Raw genomic sequence first — 16482 nt, 5'->3', positions numbered from 1 at the left:
GCGTGCATCAGTTGCTCGCCACTCGCTGACTGCCGTCGTGGCGGCGGCACACGGTCGCCTCCACGGTGAGCCCTTCGGGCATGTTCTCCGGTGCGTCCACCTCGAGTCCCATCAGGGTCAGGTCGCGCCAGTCGCCTTCATCACGCAGTTCGAAGAGGTAACGACCGCCGGTATCGATGCGGTCGCTCTGCTCCAGGTCGAAGCGCTCCTTACGCCCGCTGAAGTACCAGACGGTGGACTTGGTTTCGTGGATGCTCGGGTCGCTGAAGCGCAGGTCGATCATGTGGTCGGCGCTGCGCAACTCCTTCAGGCCACTGGTACCGTTGAGGAACACCTGGGTGCTGCCCGGCCCCAGCTTGGCCTTGCCGGTGAGCAGTACGGGCTGGCCGGCGCAACCGTTGTCGACCATGGGCACGGCCTGGCGGTAGAAGTCGCGCAGGGACATGTCGTAGTGGGTAGCGAACTCCCAGACGACCACCTTTGGCGGCTTCTTCTGAAACTCCTCGCTGGCCAGCAACTGCAGCATGGCGCTCTCGTAGCCGCCGCCGGTGACCGCCATGTTCAGCACCTGCACGCCGCTGTACTGCTCCAGGTAGCCGGCGAAGTTGTAGGCAACGCCACTGTTACTGGTGCCGACCAACACCACCTCCGGAGTGGACTCGTCGCCGAACAGGCTATCGCCGGAGCTTTCGTCCGCAGGCTCGGTGGCAAAGCGGTCAACGTACTCGGTGTCGTAGGTGTTGTTGCAGATCTTGCCGGCCGCCTCGCCCGAGCTGCCCGGACTGCCGAGGATGCCCACACGTTTGGTGACGAACTCCTTCTTCGGCATGTCGGCGTAGGCAGGTATCTGCTTCAGCACCTCTGCGGTCAGCCTGGCTGCATCCTTGGCGCCACGAGGGGTCCAGTGGTGGTCGTCCTTGAAGAAGAAGTCGGTCTGCTTGCCCTGCTCATCGAACAACGGCGAATAGTCGGCAGCCCAGATACCGGCCTTGCGGAAGTTTTCGATTGTCTTGATGTAGTTGGTTCGGGCGGTTTCGTAATCGAACTTGGCATGCCACTCGGGCGTCAGCTTGTTGCGTACCACCAGCCCCTTGGTGGGTTGGAATACGATCAGCAGCTCGGTACCACGCGCCTTGAGAGCGTCACGAAAACGCTTCAGCTGGGCATACCCTTCGGGCGTGGTGCCGATGTCGGTACGCAAGTCGTTCTTGGTGCGGAACAACCAGCCGTCACGACCGTCGATGAGCGTGCTGTGGAAGTCGAGCTCCTTGGTGTTGTAGCTGCCGGGGTTTGCCGCCGCCGGACACAGGCCATCGATCAGCTCGATCTCGTACTGGGGAAACTGCACTGCCATCGCCGAAGATGCGGACAGCAGCAGACCCAGCGCCAGGCTGCTGCGAGCGCTCAGGGATACTTTCATCGTTTGGCCTCCATGTCCGTGCCGAGGTAGTCGATCAACACGGGTTTGCCCTGCCGCACCATCAGATCGAGGATCTTGTCCTGATAGGGACCGAGAATCCCCGGCAGGGTGATGCCAGCGCTCTTGGTCGGAGAAAGCATCTCCACGCGGTACAACTCCAGACTCAGGGGCGAGTCCACCCCCATCGGCCCGGAGGCGTTGGCGACCAGCTTGCCGCCGACGATCAGCATGGAGATGCTGGTCTCGAAGGGGTCGAGCAGGAGGTCGCGGTCGGTATTGCTGAGATCCTTCACGTGGCCGTAAACACCCAGCTTGCCGTTGGTCACCACCAGGTTCTCGTACAGCTTGACGTTCATGCTGTTGCGGACACGGATGCCGTGGCGCTCGTTGTTGTAGGCCTTGTTGCCCCACAACAGGTTGTTGCCGCTCTCGTAGATGGTCACTCCGTCGGACTTGTTGCGGTACGTCTCGTTGTAGGCGAGGACGTTGTTCACGCTGCTGCGGTCGATGACGATGCCCGAGAGCTGGTTGTCGTATGAGCGGTTATTGAAGATCCAGCTGTCGTTGACCTCGCGAGAGATGATGATCCCGTGCTTCTCGCGAGTGCCGTAGGCGGTGTTCTCGGCGATGATCAGGCGGCGCGAGCGATCATGCGGGTCGATGCCGTAGACCAGGTTATTGCGGTAGGTATTGCCTCGGATGACCACGTCGTCGGCTTCGTAGCAATAGAAGCCGTACCACATGTCATCGAACATGGAGTTGAGCAGCCACCCGGTAGGATGGCCGCGTCCCATCTTCGGGTGCATCGACGGGCTGTACTGGGAGATGGAGAAGCCGTAAGACTTGCTCTTGGTGTAGCCGAGGCTGGAAATCGTCGAGTTGACGATGTAGGTCTCGGTTCCACCCCAGGCATTGATGAACGGACGGAACTCGCCCTTCTTCTCGAACCAGTCCTGCTTGTTCTCGGCCTCGCGCCAGGCGGTAATCCGACTGTCGGTGACGAACAGCTTGCCGTCATTGATGATGAAGGCTCCGCGGTCCTTGGACAGCCGCAGATCCTTGGTTGCCTTGTCCACGTGCAGGGTCGCACCGGGCATCACCACAAGCGGCAGGCGCAACACATAGACGCCCGGCTCGGTCTCGTTGAAATACTTCGGCTGAGCCTTGGCCAGCATGGCGGGCGTGACGTAACCGCCCTCAACCACTATCGCCTGGGGCATGCCGCCCTGGCGCCCCACCCACTCGCGCAGGCGCTCATCGCCACCGGTGAACTCGGTGAGCTGGTCCATACCGATCATGCGTCGCACACCGACGCTTCCCAACGGTTTGCTGACAATCTTCTGCTGCACCGCTTCGGGCGTGAACGGCGTCAGATCCGGCAGTTTCGGAGGATCCATCTTCAGTGGCTCGGCAGGTGCGCTGCTGACCTTGTAGGCCGACGGCGATACCTCGGTGTTGACCGCTTGGGCGGTACTCGCACAAAGCAGCCAGGCGCAGGAGCCGAAAAGCAGTGTTCTGGTTAACTGGGTCATGGATAGTTCCTCAGTAGCGCCAGATCACATCGAGCATGACTCGATGCATGCTGGAGTCGGTACCGCTGGCAAAGGCGTCCCCGGGGAAGAACACGCCACCACGCAGACGAACCAGGGCCGAGTCGGCCTCGACCGCGCCCAGTTCCGAGCGGTCGAAATAACGGGTCAGCACCAGATCGACCTCCTGTCCGAGGTCCTTGTCACCGGGCTCGAGCGGGACGTTGAGGCCGCTGGCGCTGTCCAGGTCCTCATCCACCCGCCAGAAGCGGTGGTAGACAAGGCTGGCGTCGTATTTCCTGTCCATGATCCAGCTACCGAACAGCGAGGCGGCCTGCAGGTTGTTCAGCTCACCTCGATAGGCCTCACCGAAGCGATGCACGGTGGATCGGGTGCCGGTGAAACGGGCGCGGTTGCTCTGCAGATCGGTCTGCATGAACTGCTCGGAATCGTCGCCATCGCCCCCGCCACTGGCACGCGACAGGGTGCCGCCGACACGCCAGTTCTCGTCGATGTTCCAGCGCAGGCCGAGGTCGATGGCCCAGCCGTCGAGGTCCTGGTCGCGACTGCCGACAGCGAGGCGCTCGCCGCTTGCGCTGCTGGTCTGCAATAGCTCGGCATCGCCACGCATCAGGGTGGCAGCGGCCCAGTAGTTGATGGGCGCGGTACTGCGCGGGTTGAAGAAGTCGCCGTTGAGCTCGGCACCGAACCAGGTGATGTCCCCGGTGTAGCGCTTGCTCAGATCGTCGACACGCTCGCCGGGGTTGGCCAGGCTGCCGTTGTCGCGACTGTGGTGCAGTTTCAGCCCTGCCCAGTGGCCTGGGCGCCACTGGGTGGAGATATCACCCATGAAGTGCTGGCGGTCTTCGTCCTGGGGCGCCAGATCGTCGAGGTCGGTACGGTAGTCGCTGAAGCGCTCGGCCACCGCCAGGTGGGCACTGAGCAGCGTGGTGTCGAAGTTCCAGCGCAGCGCCTCGATATTGGTATCCCACCAAAGGCCATCATCGGCACGAACGCGCTGGCGGCCGAAGCGCAGCGACTCGCCTGGGTATGAGGTGATGCCGGAGTAGTCCACCCACAATTCATGCAACGCGAGGAAGTTCTTCTCGCGCTCTCTGCTATCGGTTGCCTCCAGCGTGTCGTTGTTGACCTGAGAGGACTCCAGCACATCGGTTGCGACGAACGCTTCGCCCATCGCATAACCAGACCAGTCGCCGCGCGAGCCGTAGACCCATGGACGGGCACTGGCACCGACACCGTTGAAGTCACCGCCATCGCGGGTCCCCAGGTCCAGGTCCTCTATGGACTGGGCGGTAAGCTTGAAATTGATGCCGTAGTCGAAGCTCGAAGCCTCGTCGGCCCGCACACCATTGACGGTCAGGGTTCCGCCGGCCGCAATGATGAGACTGAGTAGCGATCTGCTGAGGGTCATAGCATGTCCCGTGCCTGATTATTTGGGGTGTGCTGCGTCAACTGCTGGCCATTTCTGGCGGACTTTTCCTGGGCCACCATGGCCCGGACCCGCTCGAGATCACCCGGCTGCAGACGCGGGGTCATCCGCTCCATCCACATGTCGGCCTGGGGCATGCCCTGCTCCTTGGCCAGGGTGGCGAAGCCGTAGGCGTACACCGGGTTGATACGAATGCCGCGGCCGTCGCCGAACAGCTGGGCCAGGGCCACGTCAGCCTGGGGGTTGCCTTCGCGAGCTGCGATCAACAGCTGCTCCAGAGCCTTGTCCGCATGGACCTGGCCCAACTTGCCCTCGCGGTACAGGCGGGCCAGGATGATCCGTGCCTTGGGCTCGCGCGGGATGGCGGTCAGCAGGTACTGCTCGGCCTTGGCCGGCTCGGCCGGCACCAGCTGGCCGTTGAGGTAGATCTGACCGAGAGCGATGGCGGCGCGGCTGGAGCCCGCCTCCACGCCCTTCTCCAGGTACTCCACCACCTGCTCGCTCTCTCCCAGCTGCGGGTTGTTGCGCGTCAGATCGGCGAGGCCGGCCCAGGCATCCGGCCATTGCGGCGCGATGGCTTCGTAGAGCTGCTTGGCCTCCTCCGGTCGAGGCTGTCCGGAGCCCTCACCCGCCAGCGCACGTGCTACCGAGTTCACTTGGTTAGGGGCGACACGCTGCGAGGAGAAATCACTCTCGATGCGCGAGACCAGCTCCTGGACCGCCTCTTCATCGCCCTGGATGCGGTACACGGTGGCCAACTCGACGTAGCAGTCGCTGACCTCCGACAGCCAGGCCTCACAGGACGAGCGGATCTCGTCCAGATGAGCCTCGTAGTCGCCGCGAGCGCGATAGAGCATCACCCAGCCCAATCGTGCCTGGGGCATGCCGCGGGCTTGCCATTCGGTCAGCTGCCGCTCCACGGCGGCCAAATCCGCGGTCTGCGGGTCCTCCAGCTGCAGCCGCACCATCGCCAGGAGGACACTCTGATCCCCGCTGGCAACGCTTTCCCGAAGCAGCTCTACTGCCTCCTGTCGCTCGGCTGGTGTGGCATCTGGCTTATTCACCAGCCATTTGCCGAGCTTGACCCTGGCAATCGGAGAGTCTGTCGCGGCGCGCCGGTAGATGGCCTCTCCTTCCGCTTGGCGGGCCGCATCGGGCTGCTGCACCAGCACATCTGCAAGACCCAACTCGGCATCGGTATATCCCAATTCGGCCAGCGGACGGAAGTTCTCTTCCGCTACCTTCAGGTCGCCGCCAGTCCTGGCCTGCTTGGCCAGTTCCAGATCGGGCAGCTGTGCGCAGCCAGCAGCGGCCAGGCACAGCGTGATCGCAGACAGCCGGGCGTTCATTCGCCGGCCGCCACGCTGGTTTCGCTGGTCAGCGAAGCAGGCAGAATCCGGCTCGCCAACACCTCACCTTCCTTGACCAGTCGGTTGTCGAAGACATTGCCGAATGGGCGGATGCGAACATCGACGGGGCGTTTGGCCAATTCGGTGGCCAGCGGCTGGTCCGGCTGGATCATCACCCGGATATCCGAGGCCAGGCCGCCGTCCTGAAGCGCCAGGGTGGCGATATGGCCGGCACGCTCCTCCTTCTCGCCCGCTACGATGAACGTCACTGCGGTGCCCGGCTGCAGTTCGTTGAAGGCTCGGTATGGGAAGCGCGCCTCAACGGTAGCGATGCTGTCTACCGGCGACATCAGGAACACCGCGGAGCCCTTGCCGGCGGTCTGCCCATCGCCGACCAGTTGCGCGGTCACCCTGCAGTCGCACGGGCTGGTCAGCGTGCCCTGGAAGGTCTTGCCGAACAGACGCTGAAGGTTGTCTTCGGTCAGGTCCTCCGTGGGCAGCACGCCCTTGAGCACATCCATCATGTTCGACGAGAAGGTGCCGACCGGAGCGCCCTTGGCCACGGTATCGCCAACCTTGACCAGCGCCTGTACGGCACCCTCGCGAGGCAACGAGACCTGTTGTCCGGGCACTGCGACCTGAGCGGAGTCGGCATGAGTGATGAAATAGATGTCGTAAAGCTGATAGGCCACGTAACCGGCGGCGACCACCCCGACCATGAACAGGCCGAAGCTTAGGCTGACAGCACGCATACGCCCGAACAGGCCGGCCGGTGCGGCGTCACCGCCCTTGCGCGCCTTGGTGAAATTGTCGCGCTGCAGAGTGCTGATCAGGTCGCCGACGTTGATCAGTTCGCCACTGAGGAAAGAACTGATCATGTAGCGCAGCGCCGCCTGCTCGCGCGGGCGCAGGTGATGGAATTCGCAGCCAGCGCGCTTGCCTCCCTCCAGCGAGCGCACCTGGAACTCCACGTCCATGGCGAAGCCGATACCCTCGACCTCGAACATCAGCTTGCCGCGGCAGTACTGGTTCTCCCTGAGCAGATTGTTGCCCGGATGGAAGGAGAACCCGCCTACCGACAGGTCGAGCAGCGGAGCCTCCAGCTCCTGTCCTTGCGGGCTGACGTAGCGGATCTTCGCTGGCAGCTTTAGGCGCGCGTACTGGCGCTGAGCTTCGGCTTCATGAACCACGTTGCTGTTGATGCTGGGGCTGATCACTGCGCTCATGTTCGTTCCTTTTGCAATCGAGAGTTCTGAGAGGTATTCGCGGGGCGCCGCTCACACCATCCACATAAGGGTGGCGACGAAGACGCTGCCGGCAGAGAAGGTCATTGCCCGCGACGACCAGGTGTTGAACCAGCGCTGGAAGCTGGCGAGATCGCGGTTGAGCTTGGTCTTCTGGCGCGTCCAGGACTGCTGGTCCAGGCGGAAGAACACGTACACCTTCACCAGTGCGCCGACGATCTGGTTGTAATAGAGGATCAATGGATAGGCCGGGCCGATGCTGTGCCCCGATGCCAGCAGGAGCAGGGTCAGAATCAACCGGGTGAGGCCGATCCACAGCAGGTAGATCAGCAGGTAGGCAAAGCCGTACTTGATGCTGGCAATGATCGCCACCGAGGGTCCGAGCAGGCTGGTCCACATGGACACCCGCTGATCCAGCAGCACTACGCTGGTGAAGGCACCGAGGCGCCGGATGCCCAGGCCAAGCGCGCGGGAGTTCTGCCGCAGGTTGTTGCCATACCAGCGGAACATCAGCTTGCGGCTGGCCTTGATGAAGCTCTTCTCCGGCGGGTGCTCGACCGTGTTGATCGAAGCATCCGGCACGTAGAAGGTGTCGTACCCCAGGCGCATCAGGCTATACCAGCTGGACTTGTCGTCGCCGGTCAGGAACTTGAAGCGACCCAGGCGCCAGTGTTCGAGGTGGTCGCTCTCAACGTCCGAGATGAAACCGGGGTCGATCACCACTTCAGCGCGGAATACCGACATGCGCCCGGTCAGGGTCAGCACCCGCTTGGAGAGCGCCATCGAACACATGTTGATGTGTCTCTGAGCGAAGCGCAGCTTGTGCCACTCCTGCATGACGTAACTACCGCGAACCTCGCAGAACTCATTGGTGGTGAGCCCACCGAGATTCTCGAACAGGGTGAAGTACGGCGCGGTCTGCCGTATCACGCCGGAAGTGAGCACAGTGTCGCCATCCACCACCGCCACCACGGCACGGTTGTCCGGCTGATGCCGGGAGATGGCGCGAAAGCCCTGGGCCAGGCCATCGCGCTTGCCGGTCCCTGGAATCCTCACAATGTCCAGGCGCACGCGCTCCGGCGGATCCAGGCGGGCCCAGAGGTTCTTGACCAGCAGCTCGTCGGACAGCTCGACGATCGAACACGCCACGGTGCTCGGGTAGCCACATTCGATCGCCTCCTGGATCACCGAGCGGTAGACAGCCGCGGTGGTCAGGGCATCGATGCGAAAGCTGGTGACCAGCAGATAGACATGGGAAGGATCGGCCGCCTCACCCAGCCGGCGCGCCTTGCGCCGATAGTGCGGATAAACGATGTAGAGAAAGATGAGGCCGCGAACGTAATGGATCGCGCCCATGGAGTAACGCCAGATACCCACTACGCCAAGCAGTAGCAGGAAGTCCGTGGACTCCGGATCGAAGATGCTGTGTGGCAGCAGCAAGGCCATGCCACCCAACACCGACAAATAGAACAGCCAGCCAGCGCCGTTGCGCAAGCTTCCCTGAAGACTTTCCATGGATGCCAACCCCGTTTGGATTACCGCTCTGCAACGGGGGCGTCTTTGTTGTTGTTGTAACGCCCTGTGCACGTTTACCTGCAGCAGTTCGCTACCAGCAGAGGCCCTCTTTGACCTCGTCGCTGCGCTGGTGCATGAACCCGACCAGGTCGATCAGCTTCTTGCCGGGCGGCAGCTGCTGGACCACGGTCTCGAACAGCTCGTCGCCATTGCCGAGCACGATCACGTCCGCATCCGCGACCACCTGATTGAGGTCGGCCCGCAGCAGCGATGAAACGTGGGGGATCTTCGACTCGATGTAGTCACGGTTCGCACCATGGACACGGGCGTACTCGACATTGCGATCGAAGATCTTCAGGTCGAAGCCCTTGCCGATCAGCATCTCGGCCAGCTCGACCAAGGGGCTTTCACGGAGGTCATCGGTGCCGGCCTTGAAGCTCAGGCCGAGCAGCGCAACGCTGCGTTTGTCCTGGCTGGCGATGAGGTTGTAGGCGTTGCGCACCTGGGCCTCGTTGCTCGGCATCAGCGCGCTGATCAGCGGCGAGTCGACGTCCAGCTGGGTGGCGCGATAGCTCAGCGCGCGCACGTCCTTGGGCAGGCAGGAGCCACCGAAGGCGAAGCCTGGGCGCATGTAGTACTTGGACAGGTTGAGTTTGTGATCCTGACAGATCACTTCCATCACCTCACGGCCATCGACACCTACCGCCTTGGCGATGTTGCCGATCTCGTTGGCGAAGGTGATCTTGGTGGCGTGCCAGACGTTGCAGGTGTACTTGATCATCTCGGCGACCTCGACAGTCTTGCGGATGATCGGGGCGTCCAGCTCGCTGTAGATCTCCTCCAGCAGATCACCGGAAGTCTTGTCCAGCTCGCCGATCACGGTCATGGCCGGGAAATCGTAGTCCTTGATGGCCGTGCTCTCGCGCAGGAACTCGGGGTTCACCGCTACGCCGAAGTCCTTGCCGGCCTTGAGACCGGAGTACTTCTCCAGGGTCGGGATCACTACGTTGCGCAGGGTACCCGGCAATACGGTACTGCGGACCACCACGGTGTGGCGACTGGATTTCTCCGGGAGAACCTTGCCGATCTGCTGGCAGACCTCCTCGATGTAGGACACATCGAGATCCCCATTGCGCTTGCTCGGCGTCGGTGGCGCCAGGAAGGAAATGTCGGTATTTCGTACCGCCTCGCGCACATCCAGCGTGCCTCGCAGGTTGCCACTGGCGACACCTTTCTGCAGCAGCTCTTCCAGCCCGGGCTCCACGATCGGCGACTTGCCGTCGTTGATCAGATTGATCTTCAGAGGCGAGATGTCCACCCCGATGATCTGGTGCCCTCTGGCTGACAGGCACCCCGCACACACCGCACCCACATAGCCCAGCCCAAAGATGCTGATTCGCATTGGACGATCTCCTCCTTGCGTTAATCGAGGCGACAGCCCCATGGCTGACGCCCACTTCGCGACGAGACCGGACAACAGGTAATGCAATTTCCACTGGTCTCTGTTACCGCTTCGGCTGTTTGTCCGCTCCCGTAAAAGTGCTACAGGAAGTTCAATCAGCCTCGAGCAAAACAGATGCCACGCGAAACAACAAAGTTCCATGGCGGGCAGTAGGAAAGTTAAATATCTGAAAACAGTGATCTAGTTTTCATATTTCGACCCTCTAGAAGCGAAACATGCCATTACTTTGACAGCAGTTCGAACTGAAGGCTCTGGAGCGCAGATTACAAGGGAATTCTAGAAAGCCAAACCTAGTTTTCGATATCGACTCAAGAACTAGAAATGCAATTAGCATAACATCACAAGTTCTATCGCCATTTTTATGGCGCCATAAAATATATCAACCAGCTACCAAGTAAGCGAAGCGGCAAATTGCCATGCTTATTTATAAGGAGCGTGCAGCGACATAACTTCCACCCATAAGTTTCATACTTACTTAAAACCAGATTCACTAAATTCAACCTGCATGGGGTAAAAATACTTATCCATATGGACAGGTTATCCCCTAAACTTCCGCGCCTTTCGGCCGAAGAGCTAGGCATAGCCCTCTAGAACAAGAAGCGACCCGCATGAGAAACAACCAGCCCGTCACGCAGCGTGAGCGCACATTTCCCGACCAGCAGCGCCTGATTTCCACCACCGATCTGAAAGGCCAGATCACGTATTGCAACCAGGCGTTCATCGACATCAGCGGGTTCGCGCGCGAGGAGTTGATGCGAGCGCCGCACAACCTCGTGCGTCATCCCGACGTGCCTCCTGCGGTGTTCGATCATATGTGGCGCACCCTGAAGACGGGGCGCCCGTGGATGGGGGTGGTCAAGAACAGGTGCAAGAGCGGTGACCACTATTGGGTCAATGCCTATGTCACTCCGATGCTCGAGAAGGGCCAGGTGGTGGGCTACGAATCGGTGCGGGTCAGGCCTACTGCCGAGCAGGTGAAGCGTGCCGAGGCGCTCTATCAGCGAATCAACACCGGCAAGCAGGCCATTCCCGCCACTGATCGCTGGCTCCCGGTACTACAGGCCTGGTTGCCATTCATTCTGATCAGCCAGATCGGCTTCATGATCGGCCACTGGTTCGGCTCTACCTGGGGCTTCCTGCTCGCCGCCCTCCTCTCCGTACCGCTTGGACTGGCCGGCCTGAGCTGGCAGACCCGCGGTATCAAGCGCCTGCTGCGCCTGGCGGAACAGACCACATCGGACCCACTGATCGCGCAGATGTACACCGATAGCAGAGGCTCGGAGGCCAGGCTGGAGATGGCCATGCTCAGCCAGGAGGCGCGGCTGAAAACCTGCCTCACCCGCCTGCAGGACACAGCCGAACGCCTGGCCAGCCAGGCGAAGCACGCCGATCATCTGGCCCATAGCAGCTCCGCAGGCCTGGAGCGCCAGAGAGTGGAGACGGAGCAGGTGGTAACTGCCATCAACGAGATGGCCGCCACGACACTGGAGGTGGCCAACAACGTCGCCCGCACAGCAATCGCCACCCAGGAGGCCAACCGCCTGACCGGAGAAGGTCGCCAGGTCACCTCGGAAACCCGCGAGGCCATCCAGCGCCTCTCCGTTTCGGTGGGCGAGACAGGCGAAACCGTTTCGCGCCTGGCCCAGGACAGCAACGAAATAGGCGGCGTGGTCGATGTGATCAAGGGGATCGCCGACCAGACCAACCTGCTCGCTCTCAACGCGGCCATCGAGGCCGCCCGAGCCGGCGAAATGGGACGAGGCTTCGCCGTGGTAGCGGACGAAGTGCGCTCGTTGGCTCAGCGCACCGCCGAATCCACGGAGCAGATCCATTCATTGATCGCCAAGCTGCAGCGTACTGCCGAAGAAGCCGTGATGACCATGGAGATAGGCCGCAAGCAGGCCGACGAAGGGGTTGAGCATGTGCTGCAGGCCGACCAGGCATTGCAAGGCATCAGCGAGGCAGTGGGCAACATAGCGGACATGGCCAATCAGATCGCCGCCGCCGCCGAGCAGCAGAGCGCCGTGGCGGACGAGATCAACCAGAACATCACCACCATTGCCCAGTTGGCCGACCAGACCTCGAGCGAGGCCCAGGATACCGCCCTGCTCAGCGAGCAGCTCACCTCCACTGCTCAGGATCAGTATTCCCTGGTTGAACGCTTCAACCGCTGATCACTCGATTGCTGCCACCAGCCTCACGTGAGGCCGGTGGCGTTGATCTGGTGTATCGCTAGGCGCGGCCAAGGAAATCCATTTTTCCCACCTCCAGGCCGTTGTGGCGCAGGATGGCGTAGGCCGTGGTGATGTGAAAATAGAAGTTGGGTAACACGAAGTGCAGCAGGTAGTCCTGGCCACTGAATTTCAGCTCGCTACCCGGCACCTTGAGGGTGATCTCACGCCCCTCCCCGCTGGCGACCTGTTCGGGCGTCAGGGTCTTGATGAAATCCAGGGTCTTGGTAATGCGCGCCTGCAACTCGGCGAAGCTGCTTTCGGTATCCGCAAAGCTCGGCACGTCCACACCAGCCAGGCGTGCGACGCAGCCCTTGGCTGCATCGCTGGCGATCTGCACCTGGCGGGTCAGAGGATGCATGTCCGGCGCCAGTCGCGCGTTCAACAGCACACCTTGGTCGATCTTTCTGGCATCGGCGTAGGCAGCGGCCTTGTCGAGGATGGCTGACAGGTTACCGAACATGCGTACGAACTGAGGCACCGAGGCCTGGTAGAGGGAAAGCGACATCGGGAACTCCTTGGAAGAAGAGGCAGCACGACTCTGCTAGGGTAGCCGCGGTCCTGCCGGAGAGATGAAACCAGATGACCAATGAACAGATCGCCGCGTATTGCCTGAGCCTGCCCGGCGCCCGCGAGGATCTCAAATGGGGCAGCAACCGGGTGTTCTCAATAGCGGGCAATAAAATGTTCGCCATCCTCGACTTCATGGGCCAGCGGCTGGCCTTCAAGGTCGAGCCCGAGTTGTTTCTTGGCTATGTCGATCGCCCGGGTATCCACCCCGCCCCGTATCTGGCGCGCGCGCACTGGATCAGCATGGCACCACCCCTCCCCCTCGGAGAGGCGGAACTACGTGAACTGCTGAAGTGCTCGCATCAGTTGGTGGTACGCAAGCTGCCGAAGATTCGTCAGGTGGGATTGCTGCTCGACTAGAGCGGCAACAGATGACCAAGATAACGTCCGCCCAGCGCCAACTGGTCGATCCAGAATGCCTGGTGCAGCGCAACGATGGCCCAGAACACCAGCTGGAAGGAGGCCTTGCGCGTCTTGTGGCGGAACATCTGCTGCGCCACCAGCGCGCCAGGCCAGCCGCCCACCAGCTCGGCAATGTGCAAGCTGTTCTCCGGCGTTCGCCAACGGCCATTCTGCGCGGATCGCTTGTCCAGCCAGTACTGGCAGAAACTGAACAGGCTGACCAGCGGATAGGCCAGCAGCACCCAGAACACACCCTGCCCGAGCAGCGTCAGGCTACCCCAGGCCGGCAGCACACAGAGCACCAACAGTACCAGCAGCTTGATCGGTAGAGCCCCAGTGCCTGATTCAGTGCGGCCGGCTCGCCCTGCCTGGCGCGACCTGCCCATGTCGACCGGCCTGATGGTAGTGGTCGCCTTGTAGCGAATCCCCGGACGGCCCGCAGCGGCCCCTACATGACGCATGTGCTGGGCACGAGGCCTGCCCTGGGCATCGCTGCCGGCGACATAGATCACCACATCACCAGCCTTCGGGCGCTCCTGACCGCGCACGGAAGAGATATGCACGAATAGCGGCTCGCCACCGCCGTCCGGCTGGATGAGGCCAAATCCCTTGCCGTCGTTCCATTTCTTCAGGACGCCGCGCTTCTCCATGTCAGCCCTGAGCGCTGCTCCAGTCGATCAGGTGGAACTGCCAGGTCGCCAGGATCAGCAGGCCGAAAGCGATGCGATACCAGGCAAACACCGCGTAGCTATGGTTGGCGATGAACTTCAGCAGGCCACGTACGGCGATCATGGCGAAAATGAAGGAAATCACGAAGCCCAGGGCAAACACTGGCAGATCGCCAGGCTGGAACAGGTCGCGGTACTTGTAGCCGGAATACACCGCGGCACCAACCATCGTCGGCATGGCCAGGAAGAACGAGAACTCGGTAGCCGCCCGGCGAGATAGGCCGAACAGCAGGCCGCCGATGATGGTAGAGGCCGAACGCGAGGTGCCGGGAATCATGGCCAGACACTGGGCGAAACCAATCTTCAGCGCCTCCTTCCATGTCATGTCGTCCACTTCCTCGACAGTGATCTCGTGCTTGCGCTGCTCGGCCCAGAGCATCACCACACCACCGACCACCAGCGCAGCTGCCACCGTGATCGGGTTGAACAGGTACTCATGGATCAGGTCGGCGAACGCCACGCCGATCACCACGGCCGGCAGGAACGCAATCAGCAGGTTGGCCGTGAACCGTTGAGCCTGGCGCTGGCGCGGCACGTTGAATACGGTGATGAGTATCTTGCGGCGATACTCCCACACCACCGCCAGGATGGCGCCGAGCTGAATGATGATGTTGAAGGCCATCGCCCGCTCGCCACCGAAACCGAGCAGGTCGGCAACGATAATCTGGTGACCGGTACTGGAAACTGGCAGAAACTCTGTCAGGCCCTCCACGATGCCCAGAATCAGTACCTGCAGGGCTGTCCACAAATCCATGAAACACCTCGAACTGGCCTTTTCGCCGAATCGGCCGATAACCGGATTGACGCCTGATCACAGACGGAAAACGGCGGGCATGCTACCAGATAGCCCCCGGCCATGCTTCCTTGCCAACGGCTGATGGCGCAACGCCTAAAATGGCAGTTAGCTAGTACACGGCAATCCATAACAAGAACCCGGAGTCGCCCCCATGAGCAGTCTGCGAACCCTCCCCATCAGCCGCCGCCTGTGGCTGATCCTGCTTTCCTCCATCGTCATGCTACTGGTCCTGGCAGGCCTCATGCTTCGCCAGACACACACCGACCTGTACCAGGCCAAGGCCCTGAAAACCCAGCACGTCGTGGAAAGCACCATGGGCGTGATCAAGCACTTCCATGCCCTGGAAGTCGCTGGCCTTTCCCGGGAAGAGGCGCAGAAGCAGGCCATGGAGGTAATTCGTGGCTTGCGCTACGACAAGGACGACTACTTCTGGATCAACGACATGACCCCAGTGATGGTCATGCACCCGACCAACCCCAAGCTGGAGGGCCAGAATCTGTCCGGCCTGAAGGACCCGGACGGCAAATTCCTGTTCAACGACATGGTCGCCCTGGCAAAGAAGAACAGCTCGGGGCAGGTCGACTATCGCTGGCCGAAACCGGGCTCGGAAGATCCCGTACCGAAAATCTCCTATATCGAGCTGTTCCAGCCCTGGGGCTGGATACTCGGCTCAGGCATCTACGTCGATGACGTGCAGGCGGAGTTCCGCGCCCAGGCCATGCAAGTGCTCGCCATCCTCACCGTCATCGCCCTGCTGCTGGCGGCCCTGGTCATCCTTATCACCCGCAGTATTGCCCGCCCGCTCGACGAGGCGGTCAGCGCCATGGCCAACATCGCCAGCGGCGAGGCGGATCTGACCCGACGCCTGGACAGCCAGGGCCGTGACGAACTGAGCGCCCTCAGTGAGCACTTCAACGCCTTCACCGGCAAGCTGCGTGGCGTGATCGGCGAATCACTGCAGGCGGCTGGCAGCCTTAACGATGCGTCTCAGTCCCTGGGGGAAACCGCCGGCAACGCCCAGCAGCACAGCCAGCAGCAATCGCAGCAGATGGAATTGGTCGCCACCGCCATCAACGAGGTCTCCTACGCCGTACAGGACGTGGCGAAGAACGCCGAGCATGCCTCCAACGAGGTGCGCCAGGCCGAAGAGCAGGCCTCGCAGGGCCAGCAGAACATCGACAACAGCCTGCGTCAGATCGACCACCTGTCCGAGACCATCGACAAGGCCGTCCAGGTGATTCAGAACCTGGCGCAGGAGAGCACCCAGATCGGCACCGTGCTGGAAGTCATCCGCTCCATCGCCGAGCAGACCAACCTGCTGGCACTGAACGCGGCCATCGAGGCGGCACGCGCCGGCGAGCAGGGCCGTGGCTTTGCCGTGGTCGCCGACGAGGTGCGCATGCTGGCCCAGCGAACCCAGCAATCCACGGCAGAGATCCATAGCATGATCGAGCGCCTGCAGAGCAACTCGGAAGCCGCGGTCAAGGTGATCAATGCCAGCAGCCAGGCCTCGCAGCAGACCGTCGACCTGGCTCGCCAGGCTGGCGAAAGCCTCAGCCAGATTGCCAGTTCCCTACGTAACCTGACGGGACTCAATGCCTCGATCGCCAGCGCAACCCTGCAGCAGTCGCATGTGGTGGACGATATCAATCACAATGTCACCCAGGCGGCTACGCTGGCGCATGAGAACGCCCTGGCGGCCGACCACTCGAGCGAGGCCAGCCAGCATCTCGGCCAGCTCGCCGGACAGCTGAACCGTCTATTGGGCCAATTCCGTGTATGAGGT

13 protein-coding genes and 1 pseudogene are annotated in these 16482 nt (G+C 61.8%); 4 read left to right on the top strand and 10 right to left on the bottom strand.

The features are described from left to right. Window positions 1–7: 7 nt before the first annotated feature. The 7 genes from IB234_RS18970 to IB234_RS18940 all read right to left on the bottom strand — a co-directional run bounded on the left by IB234_RS18970 (window position 8) and on the right by IB234_RS18940 (window position 9909). Window positions 8–1420: an alginate O-acetyltransferase gene (locus tag IB234_RS18970; RefSeq protein WP_192320824.1), complete on the bottom strand. Its 1413-nt coding sequence runs from the start codon at window positions 1418–1420 to the stop codon at window positions 8–10. Beyond that, the gene (algG, locus tag IB234_RS18965; protein ID WP_192320822.1) at window positions 1417–2952 is read right to left on the bottom strand and encodes a mannuronan 5-epimerase AlgG; all 1536 of its coding nucleotides are present in this window, start codon (window positions 2950–2952) and stop codon (window positions 1417–1419) included. Before algG ends, IB234_RS18970 begins: the two co-directional genes overlap by 4 nt. Before the next feature lie 10 nt (window positions 2953–2962). Next, a complete protein-coding gene (locus IB234_RS18960; protein WP_192320820.1) occupies window positions 2963–4381 on the bottom strand; it encodes an alginate export family protein in 1419 nt (472 codons plus the stop codon). Next, window positions 4378–5748, bottom strand: coding sequence for an alginate biosynthesis protein AlgK (locus IB234_RS18955; RefSeq protein WP_192320818.1), 1371 nt, complete (start codon window positions 5746–5748; stop codon window positions 4378–4380). Before IB234_RS18955 ends, IB234_RS18960 begins: the two co-directional genes overlap by 4 nt. Further along, window positions 5745–6974 (bottom strand): PilZ domain-containing protein, encoded by a 1230-nt coding sequence (locus IB234_RS18950; RefSeq protein ID WP_225580680.1) that lies wholly within the window; start codon window positions 6972–6974, stop codon window positions 5745–5747. The genes IB234_RS18955 and IB234_RS18950 overlap by 4 nt, the downstream gene beginning before the upstream one ends. Before the next feature lie 51 nt (window positions 6975–7025). Further along, a complete protein-coding gene (locus IB234_RS18945; RefSeq protein ID WP_192320816.1) occupies window positions 7026–8507 on the bottom strand; it encodes a glycosyltransferase family 2 protein in 1482 nt (493 codons plus the stop codon). 91 nt (window positions 8508–8598) lie between these two features. After that, a complete protein-coding gene (locus IB234_RS18940) occupies window positions 8599–9909 on the bottom strand; it encodes a nucleotide sugar dehydrogenase (protein ID WP_192320814.1) in 1311 nt (436 codons plus the stop codon). Between the two features lie 668 nt (window positions 9910–10577). Between IB234_RS18940 and IB234_RS18935 the strand changes: the two genes are divergently transcribed. Next, a complete protein-coding gene (locus IB234_RS18935; RefSeq protein ID WP_192320812.1) occupies window positions 10578–12143 on the top strand; it encodes a methyl-accepting chemotaxis protein in 1566 nt (521 codons plus the stop codon). Between the two features lie 58 nt (window positions 12144–12201). Here the strand turns inward: IB234_RS18935 and IB234_RS18930 are convergent, their stop codons facing one another. Beyond that, window positions 12202–12708, bottom strand: coding sequence for a DUF1993 family protein (locus tag IB234_RS18930; protein ID WP_192320810.1), 507 nt, complete (start codon window positions 12706–12708; stop codon window positions 12202–12204). Window positions 12709–12782: 74 nt separating this feature from the next. Between IB234_RS18930 and IB234_RS18925 the strand changes: the two genes are divergently transcribed. Then, window positions 12783–13130, top strand: a complete 348-nt coding sequence (locus IB234_RS18925; RefSeq protein WP_192320808.1) for an MmcQ/YjbR family DNA-binding protein — start codon at window positions 12783–12785, stop codon at window positions 13128–13130. On the opposite strand, the gene IB234_RS18920 is transcribed toward IB234_RS18925, so the two are convergent. Both IB234_RS18920 and IB234_RS18915 read right to left on the bottom strand, forming a co-directional pair. After that, complete coding sequence (locus IB234_RS18920) at window positions 13127–13822, bottom strand: DUF1294 domain-containing protein (RefSeq protein WP_192320805.1); 696 nt, start codon at window positions 13820–13822, stop codon at window positions 13127–13129. The two genes, IB234_RS18925 and IB234_RS18920, sit on opposite strands and share 4 nt — an antisense overlap. A 1-nt stretch (window position 13823) precedes the next feature. Further along, window positions 13824–14654 carry an undecaprenyl-diphosphate phosphatase gene (locus tag IB234_RS18915; protein WP_192320803.1) on the bottom strand — a complete coding sequence of 277 codons (831 nt, stop codon included), beginning with the start codon at window positions 14652–14654 and terminating at the stop codon, window positions 13824–13826. Window positions 14655–14847: 193 nt separating this feature from the next. Here IB234_RS18915 and IB234_RS24470 point away from each other — a divergent pair. Together IB234_RS24470 and IB234_RS24465 are read left to right on the top strand one after the other, a co-directional pair. Beyond that, window positions 14848–15621, top strand: a pseudogene (locus IB234_RS24470) (cache domain-containing protein); the annotation flags it as partial. Window positions 15622–15744: 123 nt separating this feature from the next. Then, window positions 15745–16479 (top strand): methyl-accepting chemotaxis protein, encoded by a 735-nt coding sequence (locus tag IB234_RS24465; RefSeq protein WP_412547930.1) that lies wholly within the window; start codon window positions 15745–15747, stop codon window positions 16477–16479. Window positions 16480–16482: the final 3 nt, after the last annotated feature.

It is taken from the genome of Pseudomonas sp. PDM16 (assembly GCF_014851865.1).
In the GTDB taxonomy this organism is placed as follows: Bacteria; Pseudomonadota; Gammaproteobacteria; order Pseudomonadales; family Pseudomonadaceae; genus Aquipseudomonas.
This window is presented reverse-complemented; position numbering and strand designations above follow the sequence as displayed.

Excerpts from the sequence above, each read along its gene's own strand:
- IB234_RS18970 (WP_192320824.1), bottom strand. The coding sequence starts at position 1,420 with ATGAAAGTATCCCTGAGCGCTCGCAGCAGCCTGGCGCTGGGTCTGCTG.
- algG (WP_192320822.1), bottom strand. The coding sequence starts at position 2,952 with ATGACCCAGTTAACCAGAACACTGCTTTTCGGCTCCTGCGCCTGGCTG.
- IB234_RS18960 (WP_192320820.1), bottom strand. The coding sequence starts at position 4,381 with ATGACCCTCAGCAGATCGCTACTCAGTCTCATCATTGCGGCCGGCGGA.
- IB234_RS18955 (WP_192320818.1), bottom strand. The coding sequence starts at position 5,748 with ATGAACGCCCGGCTGTCTGCGATCACGCTGTGCCTGGCCGCTGCTGGC.
- IB234_RS18950 (WP_225580680.1), bottom strand. The coding sequence starts at position 6,974 with ATGAGCGCAGTGATCAGCCCCAGCATCAACAGCAACGTGGTTCATGAA.
- IB234_RS18945 (WP_192320816.1), bottom strand. The coding sequence starts at position 8,507 with ATGGAAAGTCTTCAGGGAAGCTTGCGCAACGGCGCTGGCTGGCTGTTC.
- IB234_RS18940 (WP_192320814.1), bottom strand. The coding sequence starts at position 9,909 with ATGCGAATCAGCATCTTTGGGCTGGGCTATGTGGGTGCGGTGTGTGCG.
- IB234_RS18935 (WP_192320812.1), top strand. The coding sequence starts at position 10,578 with ATGAGAAACAACCAGCCCGTCACGCAGCGTGAGCGCACATTTCCCGAC.
- IB234_RS18930 (WP_192320810.1), bottom strand. The coding sequence starts at position 12,708 with ATGTCGCTTTCCCTCTACCAGGCCTCGGTGCCTCAGTTCGTACGCATG.
- IB234_RS18925 (WP_192320808.1), top strand. The coding sequence starts at position 12,783 with ATGACCAATGAACAGATCGCCGCGTATTGCCTGAGCCTGCCCGGCGCC.
- IB234_RS18920 (WP_192320805.1), bottom strand. The coding sequence starts at position 13,822 with ATGGAGAAGCGCGGCGTCCTGAAGAAATGGAACGACGGCAAGGGATTT.
- IB234_RS18915 (WP_192320803.1), bottom strand. The coding sequence starts at position 14,654 with ATGGATTTGTGGACAGCCCTGCAGGTACTGATTCTGGGCATCGTGGAG.
- IB234_RS24465 (WP_412547930.1), top strand. The coding sequence starts at position 15,745 with ATGGAATTGGTCGCCACCGCCATCAACGAGGTCTCCTACGCCGTACAG.